General features: G+C 73.4%; 12 protein-coding genes. 3 read left to right on the top strand and 9 right to left on the bottom strand.

The window, feature by feature from the left end; genetic code table 11:
* Positions 1 to 377 precede the first annotated feature (377 nt).
* The 4 genes from ald to MTQ01_RS24085 all read right to left on the bottom strand — a co-directional run bounded on the left by ald (position 378) and on the right by MTQ01_RS24085 (position 6214).
* Positions 378 to 1502 (bottom strand): alanine dehydrogenase, encoded by a 1125-nt coding sequence (ald, locus tag MTQ01_RS24100; protein WP_247492982.1) that lies wholly within the window; start codon positions 1500 to 1502, stop codon positions 378 to 380.
* A gap of 235 nt (positions 1503 to 1737) precedes the next feature.
* Entirely contained in the window at positions 1738 to 3795 is a 2058-nt protein-coding gene (locus MTQ01_RS24095) for a tetratricopeptide repeat protein (protein WP_247492981.1), read from the bottom strand.
* Between the two features lie 127 nt (positions 3796 to 3922).
* Positions 3923 to 4564: an NUDIX hydrolase gene (locus MTQ01_RS24090; protein ID WP_247492980.1), complete on the bottom strand. Its 642-nt coding sequence runs from the start codon at positions 4562 to 4564 to the stop codon at positions 3923 to 3925.
* Between the two features lie 3 nt (positions 4565 to 4567).
* Positions 4568 to 6214 (bottom strand): CTP synthase, encoded by a 1647-nt coding sequence (locus MTQ01_RS24085; protein WP_247492979.1) that lies wholly within the window; start codon positions 6212 to 6214, stop codon positions 4568 to 4570.
* A 454-nt stretch (positions 6215 to 6668) separates the two neighbouring features.
* On the opposite strand from MTQ01_RS24085, the gene MTQ01_RS24080 reads away from it, so the two are divergent.
* The 3 genes from MTQ01_RS24080 (at position 6669) to MTQ01_RS24070 (ending at position 11305) form a co-directional block, all read left to right on the top strand.
* Positions 6669 to 8438: a glycoside hydrolase family 15 protein gene (locus MTQ01_RS24080; protein WP_247493040.1), complete on the top strand. Its 1770-nt coding sequence runs from the start codon at positions 6669 to 6671 to the stop codon at positions 8436 to 8438.
* Positions 8439 to 8727: 289 nt separating this feature from the next.
* Complete coding sequence (locus tag MTQ01_RS24075) at positions 8728 to 9618, top strand: hypothetical protein (protein ID WP_247492978.1); 891 nt, start codon at positions 8728 to 8730, stop codon at positions 9616 to 9618.
* A 619-nt stretch (positions 9619 to 10237) separates the two neighbouring features.
* Positions 10238 to 11305 carry a LacI family DNA-binding transcriptional regulator gene (locus MTQ01_RS24070; protein WP_247492977.1) on the top strand — a complete coding sequence of 356 codons (1068 nt, stop codon included), beginning with the start codon at positions 10238 to 10240 and terminating at the stop codon, positions 11303 to 11305.
* Between the two features lie 157 nt (positions 11306 to 11462).
* On the opposite strand, the gene MTQ01_RS24065 is transcribed toward MTQ01_RS24070, so the two are convergent.
* The 5 genes from MTQ01_RS24065 to MTQ01_RS24045 form a co-directional block, all read right to left on the bottom strand.
* The gene (locus tag MTQ01_RS24065) at positions 11463 to 12617 is read right to left on the bottom strand and encodes a glycosyltransferase family 4 protein (RefSeq protein WP_247493039.1); all 1155 of its coding nucleotides are present in this window, start codon (positions 12615 to 12617) and stop codon (positions 11463 to 11465) included.
* Positions 12618 to 13160: 543 nt separating this feature from the next.
* Positions 13161 to 14906: a DNA repair protein RecN gene (recN, locus tag MTQ01_RS24060; protein WP_247492976.1), complete on the bottom strand. Its 1746-nt coding sequence runs from the start codon at positions 14904 to 14906 to the stop codon at positions 13161 to 13163.
* 102 nt (positions 14907 to 15008) lie between these two features.
* The gene (locus tag MTQ01_RS24055) at positions 15009 to 15935 is read right to left on the bottom strand and encodes an NAD kinase (protein ID WP_247492975.1); all 927 of its coding nucleotides are present in this window, start codon (positions 15933 to 15935) and stop codon (positions 15009 to 15011) included.
* Positions 15932 to 16738, bottom strand: a complete 807-nt coding sequence (locus MTQ01_RS24050; RefSeq protein WP_247493038.1) for a TlyA family RNA methyltransferase — start codon at positions 16736 to 16738, stop codon at positions 15932 to 15934. Before MTQ01_RS24050 ends, MTQ01_RS24055 begins: the two co-directional genes overlap by 4 nt.
* A 21-nt stretch (positions 16739 to 16759) precedes the next feature.
* The gene (locus MTQ01_RS24045) at positions 16760 to 17245 is read right to left on the bottom strand and encodes a hypothetical protein (protein WP_247492974.1); all 486 of its coding nucleotides are present in this window, start codon (positions 17243 to 17245) and stop codon (positions 16760 to 16762) included.
* Positions 17246 to 17248: the final 3 nt, after the last annotated feature.

The raw sequence follows: 17248 nt of genomic DNA, 5'->3' as shown, positions 1-17248 counted from the left end.
ACAGAGTCCCTCGAAGCGCCGGTCGCGCGGGGCGAATCGGTAAAACTGTGATGTTCGCGGCGAGTTGAGTCCGGAAATCGCACCTCACACAGATGTCGCCGGTGCGCCCCGTCAAGTCGGGGCACACCGGCGACACTTCACGGACTCCGGTCGGACCGAGAGGGATCCCACTTTCGAAGTACGCGACACCTACGCGAAGTTGACGTCGCACGCCTCTCGAATGTCGACGATTCGAGTTCGGAGCTTTGTCGACACCCCGGCCGTGTGAAGCCGTGTCACCGCCGAAGCGGGTTCATCCCCGTCCGGACACACGCGCTTCGGGTCGACGGCGTCGGACCGGCCGGCTCGCACCGGACCGGCCGGCCCGAGTACGGCAATCAGCCCAGCAGGGACGCCAGTTCGACGCTCTCCAGCCCGTGCGCCTCGGCGACGGGGCCGTAGACCACCTTGCCGTCATGGGTGTTGAGGCCGAGCCCGAGGGCGCTGTCCCTGCGCAGCGCCTCGACCCAGCCGCGGTTGGCGAGCTCGACGATGTACGGGAGCGTCGCGTTGGTGAGTGCATGGGTGGAGGTGTTGGGCACCGCGCCGGGCATGTTCGCCACGCAGTAGAAGACCGAGTCGTGCACCCGGAAGGTGGGCTCGGCGTGCGTGGTGGGCCGCGAGTCCTCGAAGCAGCCGCCCTGGTCGATCGCGATGTCGACGAGGACGCTGCCCGACTTCATCCGGGAGACCAGCTCGTTGGTCACCAGCTTCGGCGCCTTCGCCCCGGGGACGAGGACCGCGCCGATGACCAGGTCCGCCTCGAGCACGGCCTGTTCCAGCACGAGCGCGTTGGAGGAGATCGCACGGACCTTGGTGCCGAAGATCCGGTCGGCCTCGCGGAGCTTGTTGATGTCCTTGTCCAGCAGGGTCACGTGGAAGCCCATGCCGACGGCGATCTGGGTGGCGTTCCAGCCGGAGACGCCGCCGCCGATCACCACGGCGCGACCCGCGTGCACTCCGGGCACTCCACCGGGGAGCACACCGCGGCCGCCGGCCGAGCGCATCAGGTGGTACGCGCCCACCTGCGGAGCGATACGACCGGCCACCTCCGACATCGGCGCCAGCAGCGGCAGCGCGCGGCCGGCCGTCTCGACCGTCTCGTAGGCGATGGCCGTGGTGCCCGAGGCGAGCAGCGCGTCGGTGCACTCGCGGGAGGCGGCGAGGTGGAGGTAGGTGAAGAGGATCTGGTCCTTGCGCAGCCGGTGGTACTCCTCGGCGATGGGCTCCTTGACCTTCAGCAGCAGGTCGGCGGCGGCCCAGACCTCGTCGGCGGTGTCCAGGACGGCGGCACCGGCGGCGATGTACTCCGCGTCCGGGATGGAGGACCCGAGACCGGCCTCTCGCTCGACGACGACCTGGTGGCCGTTGCGAACGAGCTCGTTCACGCCGGCCGGGGTGATGGCCACGCGGAACTCGTTGTTCTTGACCTCGCGGGGGATGCCCACCTTCACGTCGATCACGGTCCTGTTCTGGGTACTGAGGGGCGTCGGTCGCGCCGGGCGACTGGGGGCCTCGCACCTGAGGTGAACACGCCGGCACCGGAGCAACTCCGTACTCATCAGTACACATCGGCACAGAAGAGATAAAGCCGGGAGTAGCCAGTACCGCCTCGACTAAGCCAGTCTAATGAAGGATCTCCTCGTGTCTAGCCTTGCAATCGCTTAGATTCTTGAAGCTTCCCTTGGCTTTCACAGGTCAGCCCATTGACTGGCTCTCCACCGCAGGTGAATCCCCCGCCCCGGCCGCGGAATCGGAGCCCTCCACCGGTCGGTCGGCTGCCGTCAGCGGCTCGGCCGACGCCCGGTGTTCCTGCGCCGTCCCGTGCTCGCCCAACCGGTCCAGGGTGTCCGCGAGTCGCAGATGGAGCGCGGCACGCATCCGCCGATCGCCCGCCTGCTCGGCCCATTTGAGCGCTTCCTGACAGGTACGGAGCGCCTCGTACGGGCGGCCGGCGTACTCCTGGGCACGGGCGACCTCGCTCAACGCGTGGGCGCAGGCACCCGCGTCGCGCAGCCTGCGGTGGCCGGACGCCGCGGCGCGCCAGGCCGCCAGCGCCTCCGTCCACTGCCCGGCGCACATCTGCACCGCGCCGATACGGGCCTGCAGCGCGGTGCCGGCCGCGATGTCGCCGCCGGTCTGCACGAGGACCAGCGCCCTGCCGTACCAGTCCGCGGCCCGAGCCCAGTCGCCGAGTTCGCCGTAGGTCCCGCCCAGGGAGGTCATCGAACGGATCGAGGCCCGGTCCCGGTCGGGCTCGTCCGCGATCCGCCGGGCCGCCTCCAGCGCCGCGCGGTAGCGGGGCAGCGCCTGCGCGGGACGGCCGCCGCTCACGTCGAGGTCGCCGAGGTTGAGCAGGGCGGCCGAACGCTCCGCGTGCAACTCCCGCCGCTCCGCCACCCGCAGGACGAGTTCGTGCAGCCGGTACTGGTCGGGCTCCACTTCCCCGGGGCTGCGGTGGGCCGCCAGCGCCTGGGCCAGTCCGGCGATCAACCGCCGGGCGAGGGTGTCCAGTTCGCCGTCCGCCACCGCCTCCCGGGCCGCCGCCATCAGCGCCGGGAGCCGGGAGCGCAGCCAGCGCTCGGCCGCCTCCTCGGAGACGAACCTGATCGCCGCCGGCTCCGCGTCGAACTCGGTGCGCGCCGAGGACCCCGGCGGTTCGGTGATCGCCCAGCACGCCCGCAGCTGCCGCACGGTGCGCTCCCACATGCGTGCCCGCGCGAGCGTCAGATCCGCGGGGCGCTCCTCCCGCTCGGCGACCTCCAGCAGCAACGGGTGGAGGCAGGCCGGCAACGTGTGGGCGCCCGCGCCCACGGGCCGCAGCAGCCCGAGCCGGGCGAAGTCCTCCAGCGCGGCCCGGGCCGCGGCGAGCGAGCAGCCCGCCAGCCCGGAGACCAGTTGGGCGTCCACGAAACCCGCCGGCGCCAGCGGCAGCAGCCGCGCCAGCCGGGCCGCGTTCCTCGGCAGCGCGTCCATCACGAGCCGGAACGCCCGTACCAGCGCGCGGGGTTCGTCACGGTGGACGGCGAGCGCGCGGGCCGCCTCCAGCACCGAGACCTGGGGATGCGCGGCGAGCCAGCCGCCGACGAGGATCAGCGCGGCCGGCTGCATCCCGCACAGCTCGGCCACCCGGCGGGCGGCGGTCGGGTCCACGGTGATCCGGATCTCGCTGCCCGCACGGCGGGAGAGCAGCGTCACGGCCGAGCGCGGGTCGAGCCCGCCGATGGTGCACGGCCGCACATCGGGAACGCCGGTCAGCGGCCCCTCGGCGGTGGCCACCACCAGCGCGCCCCGATGGTCGGGCACGAGCTCCAACAGCTGTTCGGCCGCGGCCACCTCGTCCAGGAGCAGCAGTGCGCGGCGCTCGTGCACGGCCGCGCGCACGGCCTGGAGCAGTTCGTCCTCCGCGGTGCCCGCGGGCGCCGGAACCCCGAGCCCTTCCAGCAGTTGTCTGGCGACGCGCTCCAGCGGTACGACCGAGCCGCCCGGTTCGGTGAGCGCGGCCCGTACGACCCCGCCCGGGTACTCCTCGCTCACCTGGCGGGCGAACTCCTCCGCCAGCGCCGTCCGCCCGGACCCCGGCTGCCCCGCGATGAGCAGCACCCGGGCGCGGGCAGCGGGCCTGCCGCCGAGGGTGTCGAGCCCGGCCCGTTCGACATCGGCCCGCAGCTCTTCGAGCTCCCGCTCCCGGCCGAGCCAACCTTCGCCTGTGGCAGCGGCCCCGGGGACGCTGCTTCGCACCGCCTGATCCGTCACGGGGCGAGCCTACGGCCTGGCCGCGGCACTTTTGTGGATCACCGGTGAGGGCCGGGGGGCTCGTACGCCGCACGGCCCGCAACCGGGGATCCGGGCGGGCCGTGCGGGAGTGCGCGCTCGGGCTCGTTCAGTCGCCCGGGCCGGTGAACGGGCGGGCCGGCCAGGGCGCGTCGGCGGGGCGCAGGGACTCCAGCCCCTCCCCCGCACGCGCCGCCGCGTAGCCGAGCACGCCCACCGCCAGCGCGTTGTTCTGCAGCTCGCCCGCGAGGACACCGCTCACCAGGTCGGCCACCGGCACCATGTCCAGCTCCATGTCGGCCTCCTCCTCGCTCACGGCGTACCGCTCGCCCGAGGCCCGGGTCAGCCCGGTCGCCAGGAAGACGCGCACCGCCTCGTCGGTCCCGCCGGGGCTGGAGAAGATGTCGCACAGCACGCGCCACCGGGCGGCCTCCAGATGGGCCTCCTCGTAGAGCTCGCGCACCGCGGCCAGGCGCGGGTTCTCGCCGGGGACGTCGAGCAGCCCGGCCGGGATCTCCCACAGCTTGTGCCGCACCGGGTGGCGGTACTGGCGGATCACCACCACCCGCTCCCGGTCGTCCACCGCCAGCACCGCGACCGAACCGGGGTGGGTCTGGTAGTCGCGACGGGCGGTGCTGCCGTCCGGCATCACGACCTCGTCGCTGACCACGCCCGTCTTGGCCCCGGTGAACGGAGTGCTGGTCGAGGTGACCGTCCACTCCTGCGGCGCGTCGCGCAACGGACTGCCCATCGCTCAGGCCTCCTTGCGCTCGACGGCCGCCTTGACCAGCCCGGCGAAGAGCGGGTGCGGCCGGGTCGGGCGGGAGCACAGCTCGGGGTGGGCCTGGGTGGCGACGAGGTAGGGGTGCGTCTGGCGGGGGTACTCCACGAACTCGACGAGCTTGTTGTCCGGGGAGGTGCCGGAGAAGACGATGCCGGCCTTCTTCTCCAGCTCGCCGCGGTAGGCGTTGTTGACCTCGTAGCGGTGCCGGTGGCGCTCCTCGACGTACGGCTCGCCGCCGTAGACCTCGCGCACGATCGAGCCCTCGGCGAGCTTGGCCGGGTAGAGGCCGAGCCGCATGGTGCCGCCCATGTCGCCGTCACCGGCGACGATGTCCAGCTGCTCGGCCATGGTGGAGATCACCGGGTGCGCGGCGGCCCGGTCAAACTCGGTGGAGTTGGCGCCCTCGATGCCGGCGAGGTTGCGGGCGGCCTCGATCACGACGCACTGCAGGCCCAGGCAGAGGCCGAGCAGCGGTGTGCCGTTCTCCCGGGCGTAGGTGATGGCCTGGAGCTTGCCGTCGACACCGCGGTCGCCGAAGCCGCCGGGCACACAGATCGCGTCCACGTCGCCGAGCTGGGCGCGGGCGCCCTCGGGGGTCTTCAGATCGTCCGAGGCGACCCATTTGATCGAGGCCCGGGCGTTGTTGGCGAAACCGCCGGCGCGGATGGCCTCGGTGACCGAGAGGTAGGCGTCGGGGAGGTCGATGTACTTGCCGACCAGCGCCACCTTCACCTCGTGCGCGGGCTGGTGGACGCGGCGCAGCAGGTCGTCCCACTGGGTCCAGTCCACGTCCCGGAAGGGCAGGTCCAGGCGGCGCACGACATAGGCGTCGAGGCCCTCGGTGTGGAGGACCTTGGGGATGTCGTAGATCGACTTGGCGTCGATGGCGGCGACCACGGCGGCGTCGTCGACGTCGCACATCAGCGAGATCTTGCGCTTGATGGAGGTGGGCACCTCGCGGTCGGCGCGCAGCACGATCGCGTCCGGCTGGATGCCGATGTTGCGCAGGGCTGCGACCGAGTGCTGGGTGGGCTTGGTCTTCAGCTCGCCCGAGGGGCCGATGTAGGGCAGCAGCGAGATGTGGACGACGAAGACGTTGTCCCGGCCGACCTCGTGGCGCACCTGGCGCACCGCCTCCAGGAACGGCAGCGACTCGATGTCGCCGACCGTGCCGCCGACCTCGGTGATGACGACGTCGACATCGTCGGTGGCCATCCGGCGGATGCGGTGCTTGATCTCGTTGGTGATGTGCGGGATGACCTGGACGGTGTCGCCCAGGTACTCGCCGCGGCGCTCCTTGGCGATCACCGAGGAGTAGACCTGGCCGGTGGTGACGTTGGCCGAGGCGTCCAGCTCGACGTCGAGGAAGCGCTCGTAGTGGCCGATGTCCAGGTCGGTCTCGGCGCCGTCGGCGGTGACGAAGACCTCGCCGTGCTGGAAGGGGTTCATCGTGCCGGGGTCGACGTTCAGATACGGGTCGAGCTTCTGCATGGTGACCCGCAGGCCGCGCGCCTTCAGCAGCGCACCGAGGCTGGAGGCGGTGAGCCCCTTGCCGAGAGAGGAGGCGACGCCCCCGGTGACGAAGAGGTGCTTGGTCGTCCTGGAAGAAGGTGGCAAGGCCAAGAGGGGGCTCCCGTGGTCGCGAGTGAGGTGCGGGTCGGTCCCTGGAGCCGGATCTTCCGGCGGGGTCGCCGTCGCTGCGGTGCGGGGGATTTTCACCCTCCGTCCACGGGCTACCAGGGTATCAGCCGGACGGAGGGCCTCTGCGGTGTGCAGGTAACCCGCTGTCCACCGGGGCGGCACCGTACCGGCGGGTGCCGCGGGGCCGTCCGGTCGGGGCGGGGTTCGCGACGGTGTGTGAACAAGCCGACGGGTCCGCGGCTTGTCCGGCGACGCCCGCCGAGTCCACCATCGAGCGGTGGTGCGGCCCGCCTCGCTATCCTGCTCGGATACTCCACCGGGCAGCACCGAGCGGGCACAGCCCGCAGACCGTACACCCTTCGGGGCCACCACCGTTCGACTGGAGAAGCACGTGGCCGGGCGCATCGAGGACTACGCACTCATCGGGGACATGCAGACCGCAGCCCTCATCCGCCGCGACGGAACGGCGGACTGGCTCTGCTTCCCGCGGTTCGACTCCCACGCCGTCTTCGCCGGACTGCTCGGCACCGAGGAGCACGGCTTCTGGCGGCTCGGTCCGGCCCGTGCCGGCGACGCGGCTCCCCCTTACGCGACCCGGCGCCGCTACGTGGGCGACTCGCTGGTGCTGGAGTCGGAGTGGGACACCCCTCGGGGCACGGTGCGCGTCACCGACTTCATGCCTCCCCGGGACAGCGCGACCCCGCGGCTCACGCGGATCGTCGAGGGGGTCAGCGGCCGGGTGCCGATGACCTCCGCGCTGCGGATGCGGTTCGCGTACGGCTGGGTGGTGCCCTGGGTGCACCGATCGGACGACGGGCGCACCGTCGCCGTCGCCGGTCCGGACTCGGTGTGGCTGGACACCGAGGTGGAGACCTACGGCAAAGACCTCACCACCTACGCCGACTTCACCGTCGCCGCCGGTGAGCGGATCGCCTTCACCATCAGCTGGCAGCCCTCGCACCTGCCCCCGCCCCCGATGCCCGAGCCCGAGGCGGCGCTGGTGGCGACGGAGGAGTTCTGGCGGGAGTGGGTGAGCCACTGCACGTACCACGGTCCGTACCGGGAGGCGGTGGTGCGTTCGCTGATCACGCTCAAGGCGCTGACGTACGCCCCCACCGGCGGCATCGTGGCGGCGCCGACGACCTCGCTGCCGGAGGCCATCGGCGGCAGCCGCAACTGGGACTACCGCTTCACCTGGCTGCGGGACGCGGCGATCACGCTCTCCTCGCTGCTGCGCACCGGCTACCGCGACGAGGCGCGCGCCTGGCGCGAGTGGCTTCTTCGCGCCGTGGCGGGCGACCCGGAGAACCTCCAGATCATGTACGGCATCGCGGGCGAACGCGAGCTGGGCGAGGCCGAGTTGGACTGGCTGCCCGGCTACGAGGACTCGCGCCCGGTGCGGGTGGGCAACGGCGCGGCCGGGCAGCTCCAGCTGGACGTCTACGGCGAGGTCACCGAAGCCCTGCACCTGGGCCACATGACCGGATTGGCGCGCAACGACTACGCGAGCCTGCTCCAGCTCAAGCTGATCCAGTACATGGAGGGCCACTGGCAGGAGCCGGACGAGGGGATCTGGGAGATCCGCGGGCCGCGCCGCCACTTCGTCCACTCCAAGGTGATGGCCTGGGTCGCGGTCGACCGAACGATCAAGCTGATCGAGTCGGGCGAGGTCGACGGCCCGCTGGAGCGCTGGCAGGAGCTGCGGGACACCATCCACCGCGAGGTGTGCGACAAGGGCTACGACCGCGAGCGCAACACCTTCACCCAGTCCTACGGCTCCAAGGAGCTGGACGCCTCGCTGCTGCTCATCCCGCAGATGGGCTTCCTGCCGCCGGACGACAAACGGGTGATCGGGACCGTGGAGGCGATCCAGCGCGAGCTGTCGACCGAGGACGGGTTCATCCTGCGCTACCCGACCGCCGCCGAGGGCCCGGGGGTCGACGGGTTGGAGGGCGAGGAGGGCGCGTTCCTGGCCTGCTCGTTCTGGCTGGCGGACGATCTGGCGATGATCGGCCGGGTGGACGAGGCGCGAAAGCTGTTCGAGAAGCTGCTCTCGCTCCGCAACGACCTGGGTCTGCTGGCCGAGGAGTGGGACTCCCGTGAGCAGCGCCAGGTCGGCAACTTCCCGCAGGCGTTCAGCCATGTGCCGCTGATCGACACCGCGCTGCGGCTCACCACCTCGGGCGCGTACGGCAGTTGAGGCGGGCGGCGCCCGTTTCCCGTGTCGTTCTCGGTACCGGGGATGTCGCGCCGTGTCGCGACCGGCACGGCGACCGGGTTCGCGCCCGTGCGGCGGGGGCGTGCCGGCAGGGTTCCGGGGCTGGTCACGTCGTCGCAGGGGCGCGCGGCTGGGTTCTGCCCGGCCGGGGCTGAGCCCGACGCTTCGGCCCGGACGGACGTTCGACAGGCGATGGGGCGGTGGCAGAGGATCCGTTGTGGGCATCTCTGCTCCGCTCGATGCTGAGGAACGCACAGAAGGAGCCTTCACCTTGTCCGTCGAAGAACAGGACCCGGTCCGGGGCGGCCCGTTCAACTCCTCCGCCACCGGCCTCCGTACGAGGACGACCTCGGTGAGCGACCTCCCCGCCGAGGTCGGGCCCCTGCTCGAACGCTTCGCCTCCGATGTCGGTGCGGTGGTGCCGATGGTGGCCCTGTGGGCGCACGGATCACTGGCTCTGGGGGACTATCAGGGGGGACGCAGCGATCTCGATCTGGTGGCGCTGGTCGGCACGGAACCCACCGACGGGCAGCAGGAGGAGCTGCGAGCCGTCCACAGGCGATTGATCGCCGACATCCCCCTCGCCCGGACCCTGCACTGCACCTATGTGCCCCGGGGCGACGAGTTTGATTCGGCGCGGGCGCATCCGACCTGGGCCATGGGCGAGTGGTTCGAGCGTCCCGTCACCCCCGTGAGCCGTCGCGAACTGGCCCTGGGAGCAGTCGTCCTGAGCGGCCCCTCCCCGGTCGACGTGCTGCCAGAGGTGAACGATCGGGAGCTGACCGGGTTCATCCGTGCCGAGCTGGAGGACTACTGGCTGCCCGTGACGGCCGACGCCAAGGCGGACCTGTGGCTCCAGGACATCTGGGTGGACCTGGGAATGCTGACCTTCGCCAGAGCATCGGTGACCCTCCGCGACGGCCGGCTGATCACCAAGGGGGAGGCCCTCGACGAACTGCGTGCCCTGGGAGCGCCCGCGGCGGTCGTGGAGGACATCCGCCGACGCAGATACGGGACGGACGGTCCTGCTGCCTCCGACGGCTGGCCGGCCCGACGCGCGCTGCGGGCCCGGGAGTTCGTCCGCAAGGGGATCATCGGTCTCCTGGCGCAGCGCGAGCGCCGGCCGGCAACGCCGCCCCCGGGGACCGACCCCGCACACTGATCCCCCGTCCGCCCCGCCCGCGCGGGTCGAGTGCGCCGGCACTCTCCGCCGCTCGGCCCCGGAGACGCACCGCGGGCCGTACCGCGGGCCGTACCGCGGGCCGTACCGCGCGCCGGGCGAGCGAGAGAGCGGTGGGGCTCCGCGGCGGCCGCCCGGGGCCGCGCCTGGCGCGTGGCCCGGCGCGCCCCGTTCGCGGTCCGGGTTCCGGCCGGGCGCAGGTCCGGTTTTCGGCCCGGCGGGTGGCCGGGTCCGTGGTTCGGCGGTCACCTGCCCGCAGCTGAGTGCCGGTACCACGCCGCGCGCCGGGGTCGATGTGTTTCGGTCAGCCGGACGGAGCCGGGTTCCGGCGTCGCCGCACCGCAGCCCGGCACTGTCGCGACCGGCTTTTCGACCCCGGGCGGGAAGAGCCTCTTGCGTGGTGGGAGGCGCGCGAACACCGTGGCGCGGGGCGGGGCGCACGCCTGCGGGGCAGCCGCGAGCCGTGCGTACGGCGCTCGGAGGGCATGGGCGGGTCGGTGCCGGACGAGGAGGGCCGTAGGCTCGAAGCACGGGGGCTGAGAGCGCTCCCCGGAGTGCGCCGTCACAGGGGCGGGACTCCGTGAGAGCTAAGGAGTACAAAGTGTCCGGAAGTCGGCCCACACTCGAAGCGGTCGCCGCCCATGCGGGCGTCTCACGCGCCACCGTCTCGCGAGTGGTCAACGGCGGCGCCGGCGTACGGGGCGAGGTGCAGGCGCGGGTGACGGCGTCGATCGAGGAGCTGGGCTACGTACCGAACCGGGCGGCCCGCTCCCTGGTCACCCGTCGCACCGGAGCGGTGGCCGTGGTGATCGCCGAGCCGGAGACCAGGGTCTTCGCCGACCCCTTCTTCGCCCAGCAACTGCGGGGCATCAGTCGGGAGTTGTCCCGGCAGGACATCCAACTGCTGCTGCTTCTGGTCGAACAGCGCGCGGACTACGAACGCATCGGTCGCTATCTGTCGGGCGGGCACGTCGACGGCGCGCTGATGTTCTCCCTGCACCACGACGACCCGCTGCCGGCGATGGTCGCCGACTCCCGGCTGCCGACCGTCTTCGGCGGACGCCCCGGCTGGGTCGGCGCCGACGACCACGAGAGCGGCGGCGGACCGCTCTACGTCGACACCGACAACGTGGACGGCGCGCGGCAGGCCGCCCGGCACCTGCTGGAGCGGGGGCGGCGCAGGGTGGCGGTGATCACCGGCCCGCTGGACCAGACCTCCGCCCAGGACCGGCTGAGCGGCTACCGGCAGGCGCTGACGGACGCGGGGCTGTCCTACGACGAGTCGCTGGTCGCCCGGGGCGGCTTCACCGCGGTGGGCGGCGAGAAGGCGATGGCCACGCTGCTGGATCGACGACCGGACCTCGACGCGGTTTTCGCCTGCAACGATCTGATGGCGTCCGGTGCACTGCGCACGCTGCGGGCGTGCGGACGTCGGCTGCCGGAGGACGTGGCCGTGGTCGGGTACGACAATCTCGACTCCGCGGTGGACTGGTCGGAGCCCGCGCTCACCACGGTGAACCAGGACGTGGAGGAGATGGGACGGATGATGGCCCAGCTCCTGCTGCGGCTGCTGGAGTCCGGAGGCCGCGGTACCGGCGGCCCGCAGGACGCCACCGCACTGCGGCCGGTGATCACCCCCGCACGGCTGGTCGTTCGGGACTCCACCTGAGGTCCGGGCCCCGACGGATCGCGCTCCGGGACCGGGCCCCCGCGCAGGGCACCACAGGGCCCGGACGCCGCACGGCGCAGGGCCCGGACGCCGCCCCAGCAGGGCCGGACGCCCCGAGCGGGGCCGGGGCCGTACGGACGCGGTCCGGGCGCCGGTGCTAGAGCTCGACCAACTCGTCGTAGATTCCCAGGAGTTGGTTTACGGTGCCGTCCTCGGTCGGCCAGGCGGCGGCCTGCACCCTGCCCAGCGCGGCCAACGCGGCCCGTCTGCCGGAGTCCTCCAGCAGCGCCCCGACCTCCGCGCTCAGCGCGTCCGCATCGGCGTAGGGGACCAACACCGCCGCGGCGCCCACCAGTTCGGGTACGCCCTCGACGGAGGCGACCAGCGGGACACCGCACTCCATGGCGTGCCGCGCCAGCGGCGATCGGGTCGAGCGGCGGGCGGGAAGTATCGCCACGTCCGCGACCTCCAGCACCTCCCCGGCCCACTGCAGGTCGTCGGCCGGCCGCGGGCCGCCGGGCAGCGCGCCGAGCAGCCGCACCGGCAACTCCTCGTCGTCGATACGGCGTTGGAGCGCGGTGCGCCTGCTGCCCTCCCCCGCGACCAGGACCAGCGGCACCGGGTCGAGATGCCGCCAGGCGCGCGCCGCGGTGAGCAGGGACTCGCACCCCTGGTGCGCCTCCAGCGGACCGGCGGCGACGATCAACGGGCGGTCCACCGCGCCCAGTTCGGCCCGGATCTTCTCCCGCCGCTCCGCGCCCGGCTCAGTCCGCGACACCCGCAGGGCGGGGGCTGCGAGGTCGACGGGCACCAGCCTCGCGTCCCGCGCGCCGCGGTGCCGCGCTCTGGCCACCAGGTCCGACGAGACACCCAGGACGATGCGCGCGGCACGCACCGCCCTGCGCTCCAGCAAACGGTTCATCCGGGCCTGCGCACCACCCCGCGGGGCGCGGTGGTGCCAGCTGAGCACCAGCGGCGCACGCCGTCGCCTGCCGCTCAGGGCCAGATCGCCGAGCAGACCGGCACGCAGCCCGTGGGCGTGCACCACGTCCGCGGTGGCGCACAGGGACCGGAGGGCCGCGACGAGGTCCGGACGGCCGCACGGCAGCGCCACGAACTCCGCGCCCGCCTCGCTGAACCGGTGCCGCGCCTGAGCCGCGGACGGCGCGCACACGGTCACCCGTACGCCCCTGGCCACCAATCCCGCGGCCAGCGACCGGACATGGTCCCCCACGGAGTCGGTACGGCCGCTCAGGACCTGGACGACGTGCAGCGGCTCGCGGCGGTGCGAGGAGCGCGGGGTTCGACTCACCACAGGTGGGCTCCGGGAACGGGTAAAGCGTCGGCGGGGACGGGGACGCGTGCCCCGATCGCGGGGAGTGTGCCGTCACCGGAGTGTACGGACGCGTTGTTCGACCGGGTGTCCCGGTCAAGGATGCCAGTCCCGGCCGTCAACACGGCAATCACACTGGTCAGTCCGGTCGCGGCGAAGCTGCGGAGCGGGGCGCGCTCGCCTCCGCCCACACGCACGGCCGTGCGCCGCGGCAGTACCCGCGGGTCGGTACCGGCCGGGCAGTACGGGCCGGGCGGTACGGGCCGGGCGGACGAGGCGCGGACGGCCCGAGCCGGCGGCAACACCGGTGCCCTGTCGGCGAGTTCGGCCTTCCGGCCCGGCGGACCGGCTCGGCACGCACCGTCGGCTCCGCCCCGGCCGTCCGGCCGTGCCCGCCCGTCCGGCACGCACGTACCACCCGGACGTACCACCGTGCGCGTACCGCTCAGCGCGTACCGCCCAGGGCCGCCGTGCGCATACCACCGAGCACGTACCGCCCGGGCGGCCGCCCCGTCCGCCCGTTCAGTCGTCGGAGCGGGCGGCGGCGAGCAGCTCCTGGGCGTGGGCGCGGGCCAGCTCCGAGTCCTCCTGGCCGGCCAGCATCCGGGAGAGTTCACGGACCCGGTCCTCGCCGACGACGGACTGCACTCCGCTGCGGGTCACCGAGCCGTCGTTGGTCTTCTCCACCACCAGGTGGCGGTCGGCGAAGGCGGCGACCTGCGGGAGGTGGGTGACCACGACCACCTGGGCGCTGCGCGCCAGCCGGGCGAGCCTGCGGCCGACCTCCACCGCCGCCTTGCCCCCGACACCCGCGTCGACCTCGTCGAAGAGGTAGGTGGGCACCGGGTCGGAGCCTGCGAACACCACCTCGACCGCCAGCATCACCCGCGACAGCTCACCGCCCGAGGCGCCCTTGGCGATCGGCCGGGGCTGGGCTCCCGGGTGGGCGGCGAGCAGGAGTTCGACCTCGTCGGTGCCCTGCGGCCCGTACGCCAGTACCCGGTCGCCGCACTCCAGGCCCTCCGGGTCCTCGCTCTGGCGCACCGAGAACGTCACTCTGGCGTGCGGCATGGCGAGCTCTCCGAGCTCGGCGGTCACCGCCACGGCCAGCGACTCGGCCGCCGCCGCGCGCGCACGGGTCAACTGCTCGGCGAACCGGGCCAGTTCGACACGGAGCGCGTCGCGCTCCTCGGTGAGGGCGGAGATACGGTCGTCGTCGCCGTCGAGCTCGGTCAGCTTGGCTGCGCTGTCCTGCGCCCACTGCAGAACGGCCGCGACGTCCTCGCCGTACTTGCGGGTGAGCTGGGCCAGCGCGGCCCGGCGCTCCTCCACCGCGGCCAGCCGCAGGGGGTCGGCCTCCAGATCGTCCGCGTAGCCCGCGAGTTCGCCGCCGATGTCGCCGAGGAGGATCTGGACCTCGCCGAGCCGGTCGGCGAGGGCGGCGAGCCGGGTGTCGTGGGCGCGCACGGCTTCCAGGGCGCGGATCGCACCGGCGACCACGGTCCCCGCGTCCACGGACTCGGGGTCGGCGGGGTCGCCCGCCAGGGCCGCGTGCGCGGACGCCGCCGCGGCGCCGAGCGCTTCGGCGTGGCCCAACCGCTCGGCCTCGGCGGCCAGTTCGGTGTCCTCGGCGGGCCGGGGCTCGGCGGCACCGATCTCCTCCAGCCCGAACCGCAGCAGATCGGCCTCCTGGGCCCGCTCCCTGGCGCGGTCGGTGAGCTCTGCCAGCTCCTCGACGACCCGGCGCAACCGTCCGTACGCCTCGCCGTAGGCGGCCAGCGGTGCGGCCACCGCATCGCCGGCGTAGCGGTCCAGCGCCTCGCGCTGGCGTGCGGGGCGCAGCAGGCCCTGCTGGTCGGTCTGGCCGTGGACGGCGACCAGGTCCGCGCTCAGCTCCGTCAGCAGCCCGACCGGTGCGAACCGGCCGCCCGCGTAGGCCCTGCTGCGGCCCTCCGCGGAGAGCGTGCGGCTGATCAACAGCACGGTGCCGTCGTCGAGTTCGGCGCCGGCCTCGACCGCGCGCCGGGCTGCCGGCGCGTCCCGGCCGAGAGCGAACCGCCCCTCCACCACGGCGGAGTCGGCTCCCGCCCGTACGAGCCCGGCGTCGGCGCGACCGCCGAGCAGCAGCCCGAGGCTGGTGACGACCATCGTCTTCCCCGCGCCCGTCTCACCCGTCACCGCCGTGAAACCGGGTGACAGCTCGAACGCGGCGTCGTCGATCACGCCCAGGGCCTGGATCCGCATCTCCTCCAACACGGATACGACCATACGAGGTTCCCGGTCCGTGCCGCGACGTGCCCCGTGAGCACGGCGGTTCCCCGTGCCGATCGCGGTGTGCGGCGGCTTCCTGTGATAGGGGCCCCGCCGCCGTCAGCGGTGCGCCGCTCCGCGCCAACCGGCCACCGGCAGCGCGAACTTGGCCACCAGCCGGTCGGTGAACGGTGCCCGGTGCAGCCGCGCCAGGCGCACCGGCACGGCGCCGCGCCGCACCTCCACCCGGGCGCCGGGCGGCAGCTCCACGGTGCGGCGGCCGTCGCACCACAGCACTCCGTGCGGGGTCTGCGGCTGCACCTCCACCGCGAGCACCGAGCCGGGCGCGGTCACCATCGGCTTGGCGAACAGCGCGTGGGCGCTGATCGGGACCATCAGCAGCGCCTCCACCTCCGGCCACACCACGGGCCCGCCGGCGGAGAAGGCGTACGCGGTGGAGCCGGTGGGCGTGGCGCAGACGACGCCGTCGCAGCCGAAGCGGGTCACCGGGCGGCCGTCGACCTCGGTGACGACCTCCAACATCCGCTCTCTGGAGGCCTTTTCGACCGAGGCCTCGTTCAGCGCCCAGCCGCGGTAGCAGACGTCGGCGTCCGGCCCGCCGTTGCGCACCTCGACATCCAGGGTCATCCGCTCCTCGACCTCGTAGTCCCGCGCCACGACCCGGCTCACCACCTCGTCCAGATCGTCCCGGTCCGCCTCGGCCAGAAATCCGACCCGGCCGAGGTTGACGCCGAGCATGGGCACACCGGATGCGCGCGCGAACTCGGCGCCGCGCAGCAGCGTGCCGTCGCCGCCCAGCACGATCAGCAGCTCGCACTCCTCCAGCTGCTCCCCGCCTGGCTCGACGACCTGGACGCCGGGCCGCTGGTCCGGCAGCGGCAGCAGGGCCGCCTCGTCGGCGGGCACCCGTACGGCCACGCCTTCGCGCAGCAGGCTGCCGGCGAGCAGCTCGGCGCTGCGCAGCGCCGCACGGCGGCCGGTGTGGGTCAGCAGGAAGACGGTGCGCTCGGGTGGTGTGGTCGTCACGAAGGCCCCTTGCTCACGGCGCGGTCGACGTCCGCCGGGTCGAGGTCGGGCGCCCCGGCGCGCAGCCACAGGAAGTACTCGACGTTCCCCGACGGGCCCGGCAGCGGGCTGGCGGTGACACCGAGCGCGCCCAGGCCGAGCGCGGCGGCCTGCCCGGCCACGTTGCGCACCGCCTCGGCGCGTAGCTGTCCACTGCGTACAACGCCTCCGCTGCCGAGTCGTTCCCGACCGACCTCGAACTGCGGCTTGACCATCAGGACCAGGTCGGCGTCGGCGGCGCAGCAGCGCACCATCGCGGGAAGCACCAGGCCGAGCGGGATGAAGGACAGGTCGCCGACGACCAGGCCGACCGGTTCGCCGTCGAGGTGTTCGAGCGTCAACTCCCGTACGTTCGTGCGGTCCTTGACCACCACCCGGGGGTCGCTGCGCAGCGACCAGGCGAGCTGCCCGTAGCCGACGTCGGCAGCCACCACCTCGCGCACGCCCGCCCGCAGCAGGACGTCGGTGAAGCCGCCGGTGGAGGCGCCGGCGTCCAGGGCCCGGCGACCGCGGACGTCGAGACCGTCCGCCCCGAACGCCTCCAGTGCGCCGGCCAGTTTGTGACCGCCGCGCGAGACGTAGTCCGGGTCCTCGCTGTCCTCGCGCACCACGATCGCCGCGTCCAGACCGACCTGGGTGGCGGGTTTGACGGCCAGCGCCCCGCCGACCGTCACCCGGCCCGCCGCGATCAACTGGCTGGCGTGCTCACGCGAGCGTGCGACCTTGCGGCGCACCAGCTCGGCATCGAGTCTGGCGCGCCGGATTCGTGCTGCGGCCACCTGTGTTCAGCTCCCGGGATCGTGCTGGTCGAGCGCGGTCAGCGTGGACCGCAGACCGCGGTGCACATCCTCGTACACCTCCGGATGACCGGAGACGGCGAGGTGATCGACGTCCCCCAGCCGCCGCAGCCCCGCGTCCACCTCGGCGTGCCCGGTGGGCTGGACGACGAGGCCGAGCGGGCGCGGCGCGGCCTGCTCTCCGGCCGGCCCCGTCCCGGCGGCCTCCCCGTCCGTGGGCTGCCCGTCGGATGCTTCCCGGCCGCCCGGCTGCCCGTCGGGAGCCGGTCCGTGGGGAGCCGGCCCGTCGGGCGCACGTCTGTCAGGAGCCGGCCCGTCCGAATCCGGCGCGTCCGGCGCGTTTCCGTGCGGCGCCGGTCCGTTCTCCGGGACGTCCTCGGCGGGCGGCGCAGCGGGCGGTGCGCCGTCGGCGGGCTGCTCGCCGGGGGTGACCGGCGGTGCCGCGGGCCCGTCGTCGGGTGTCGCTTCGTGCATGCT

It is taken from the genome of Streptomyces sp. XM4193, from assembly GCF_023072595.1.
Taxonomy (GTDB): domain Bacteria; phylum Actinomycetota; class Actinomycetes; order Streptomycetales; family Streptomycetaceae; genus Streptomyces.
This window is presented reverse-complemented; position numbering and strand designations above follow the sequence as displayed.

Coding starts and splice junctions, on each gene's coding strand:
- MTQ01_RS24045 (WP_247492974.1), bottom strand. CDS start 17,245: ATGCACGAAGCGACACCCGACGACGGGCCCGCGGCACCGCCGGTCACC.
- MTQ01_RS24080 (WP_247493040.1), top strand. CDS start 6,669: ATGCAGACCGCAGCCCTCATCCGCCGCGACGGAACGGCGGACTGGCTC.
- recN (WP_247492976.1), bottom strand. CDS start 14,906: ATGGTCGTATCCGTGTTGGAGGAGATGCGGATCCAGGCCCTGGGCGTG.
- MTQ01_RS24090 (WP_247492980.1), bottom strand. CDS start 4,564: ATGGGCAGTCCGTTGCGCGACGCGCCGCAGGAGTGGACGGTCACCTCG.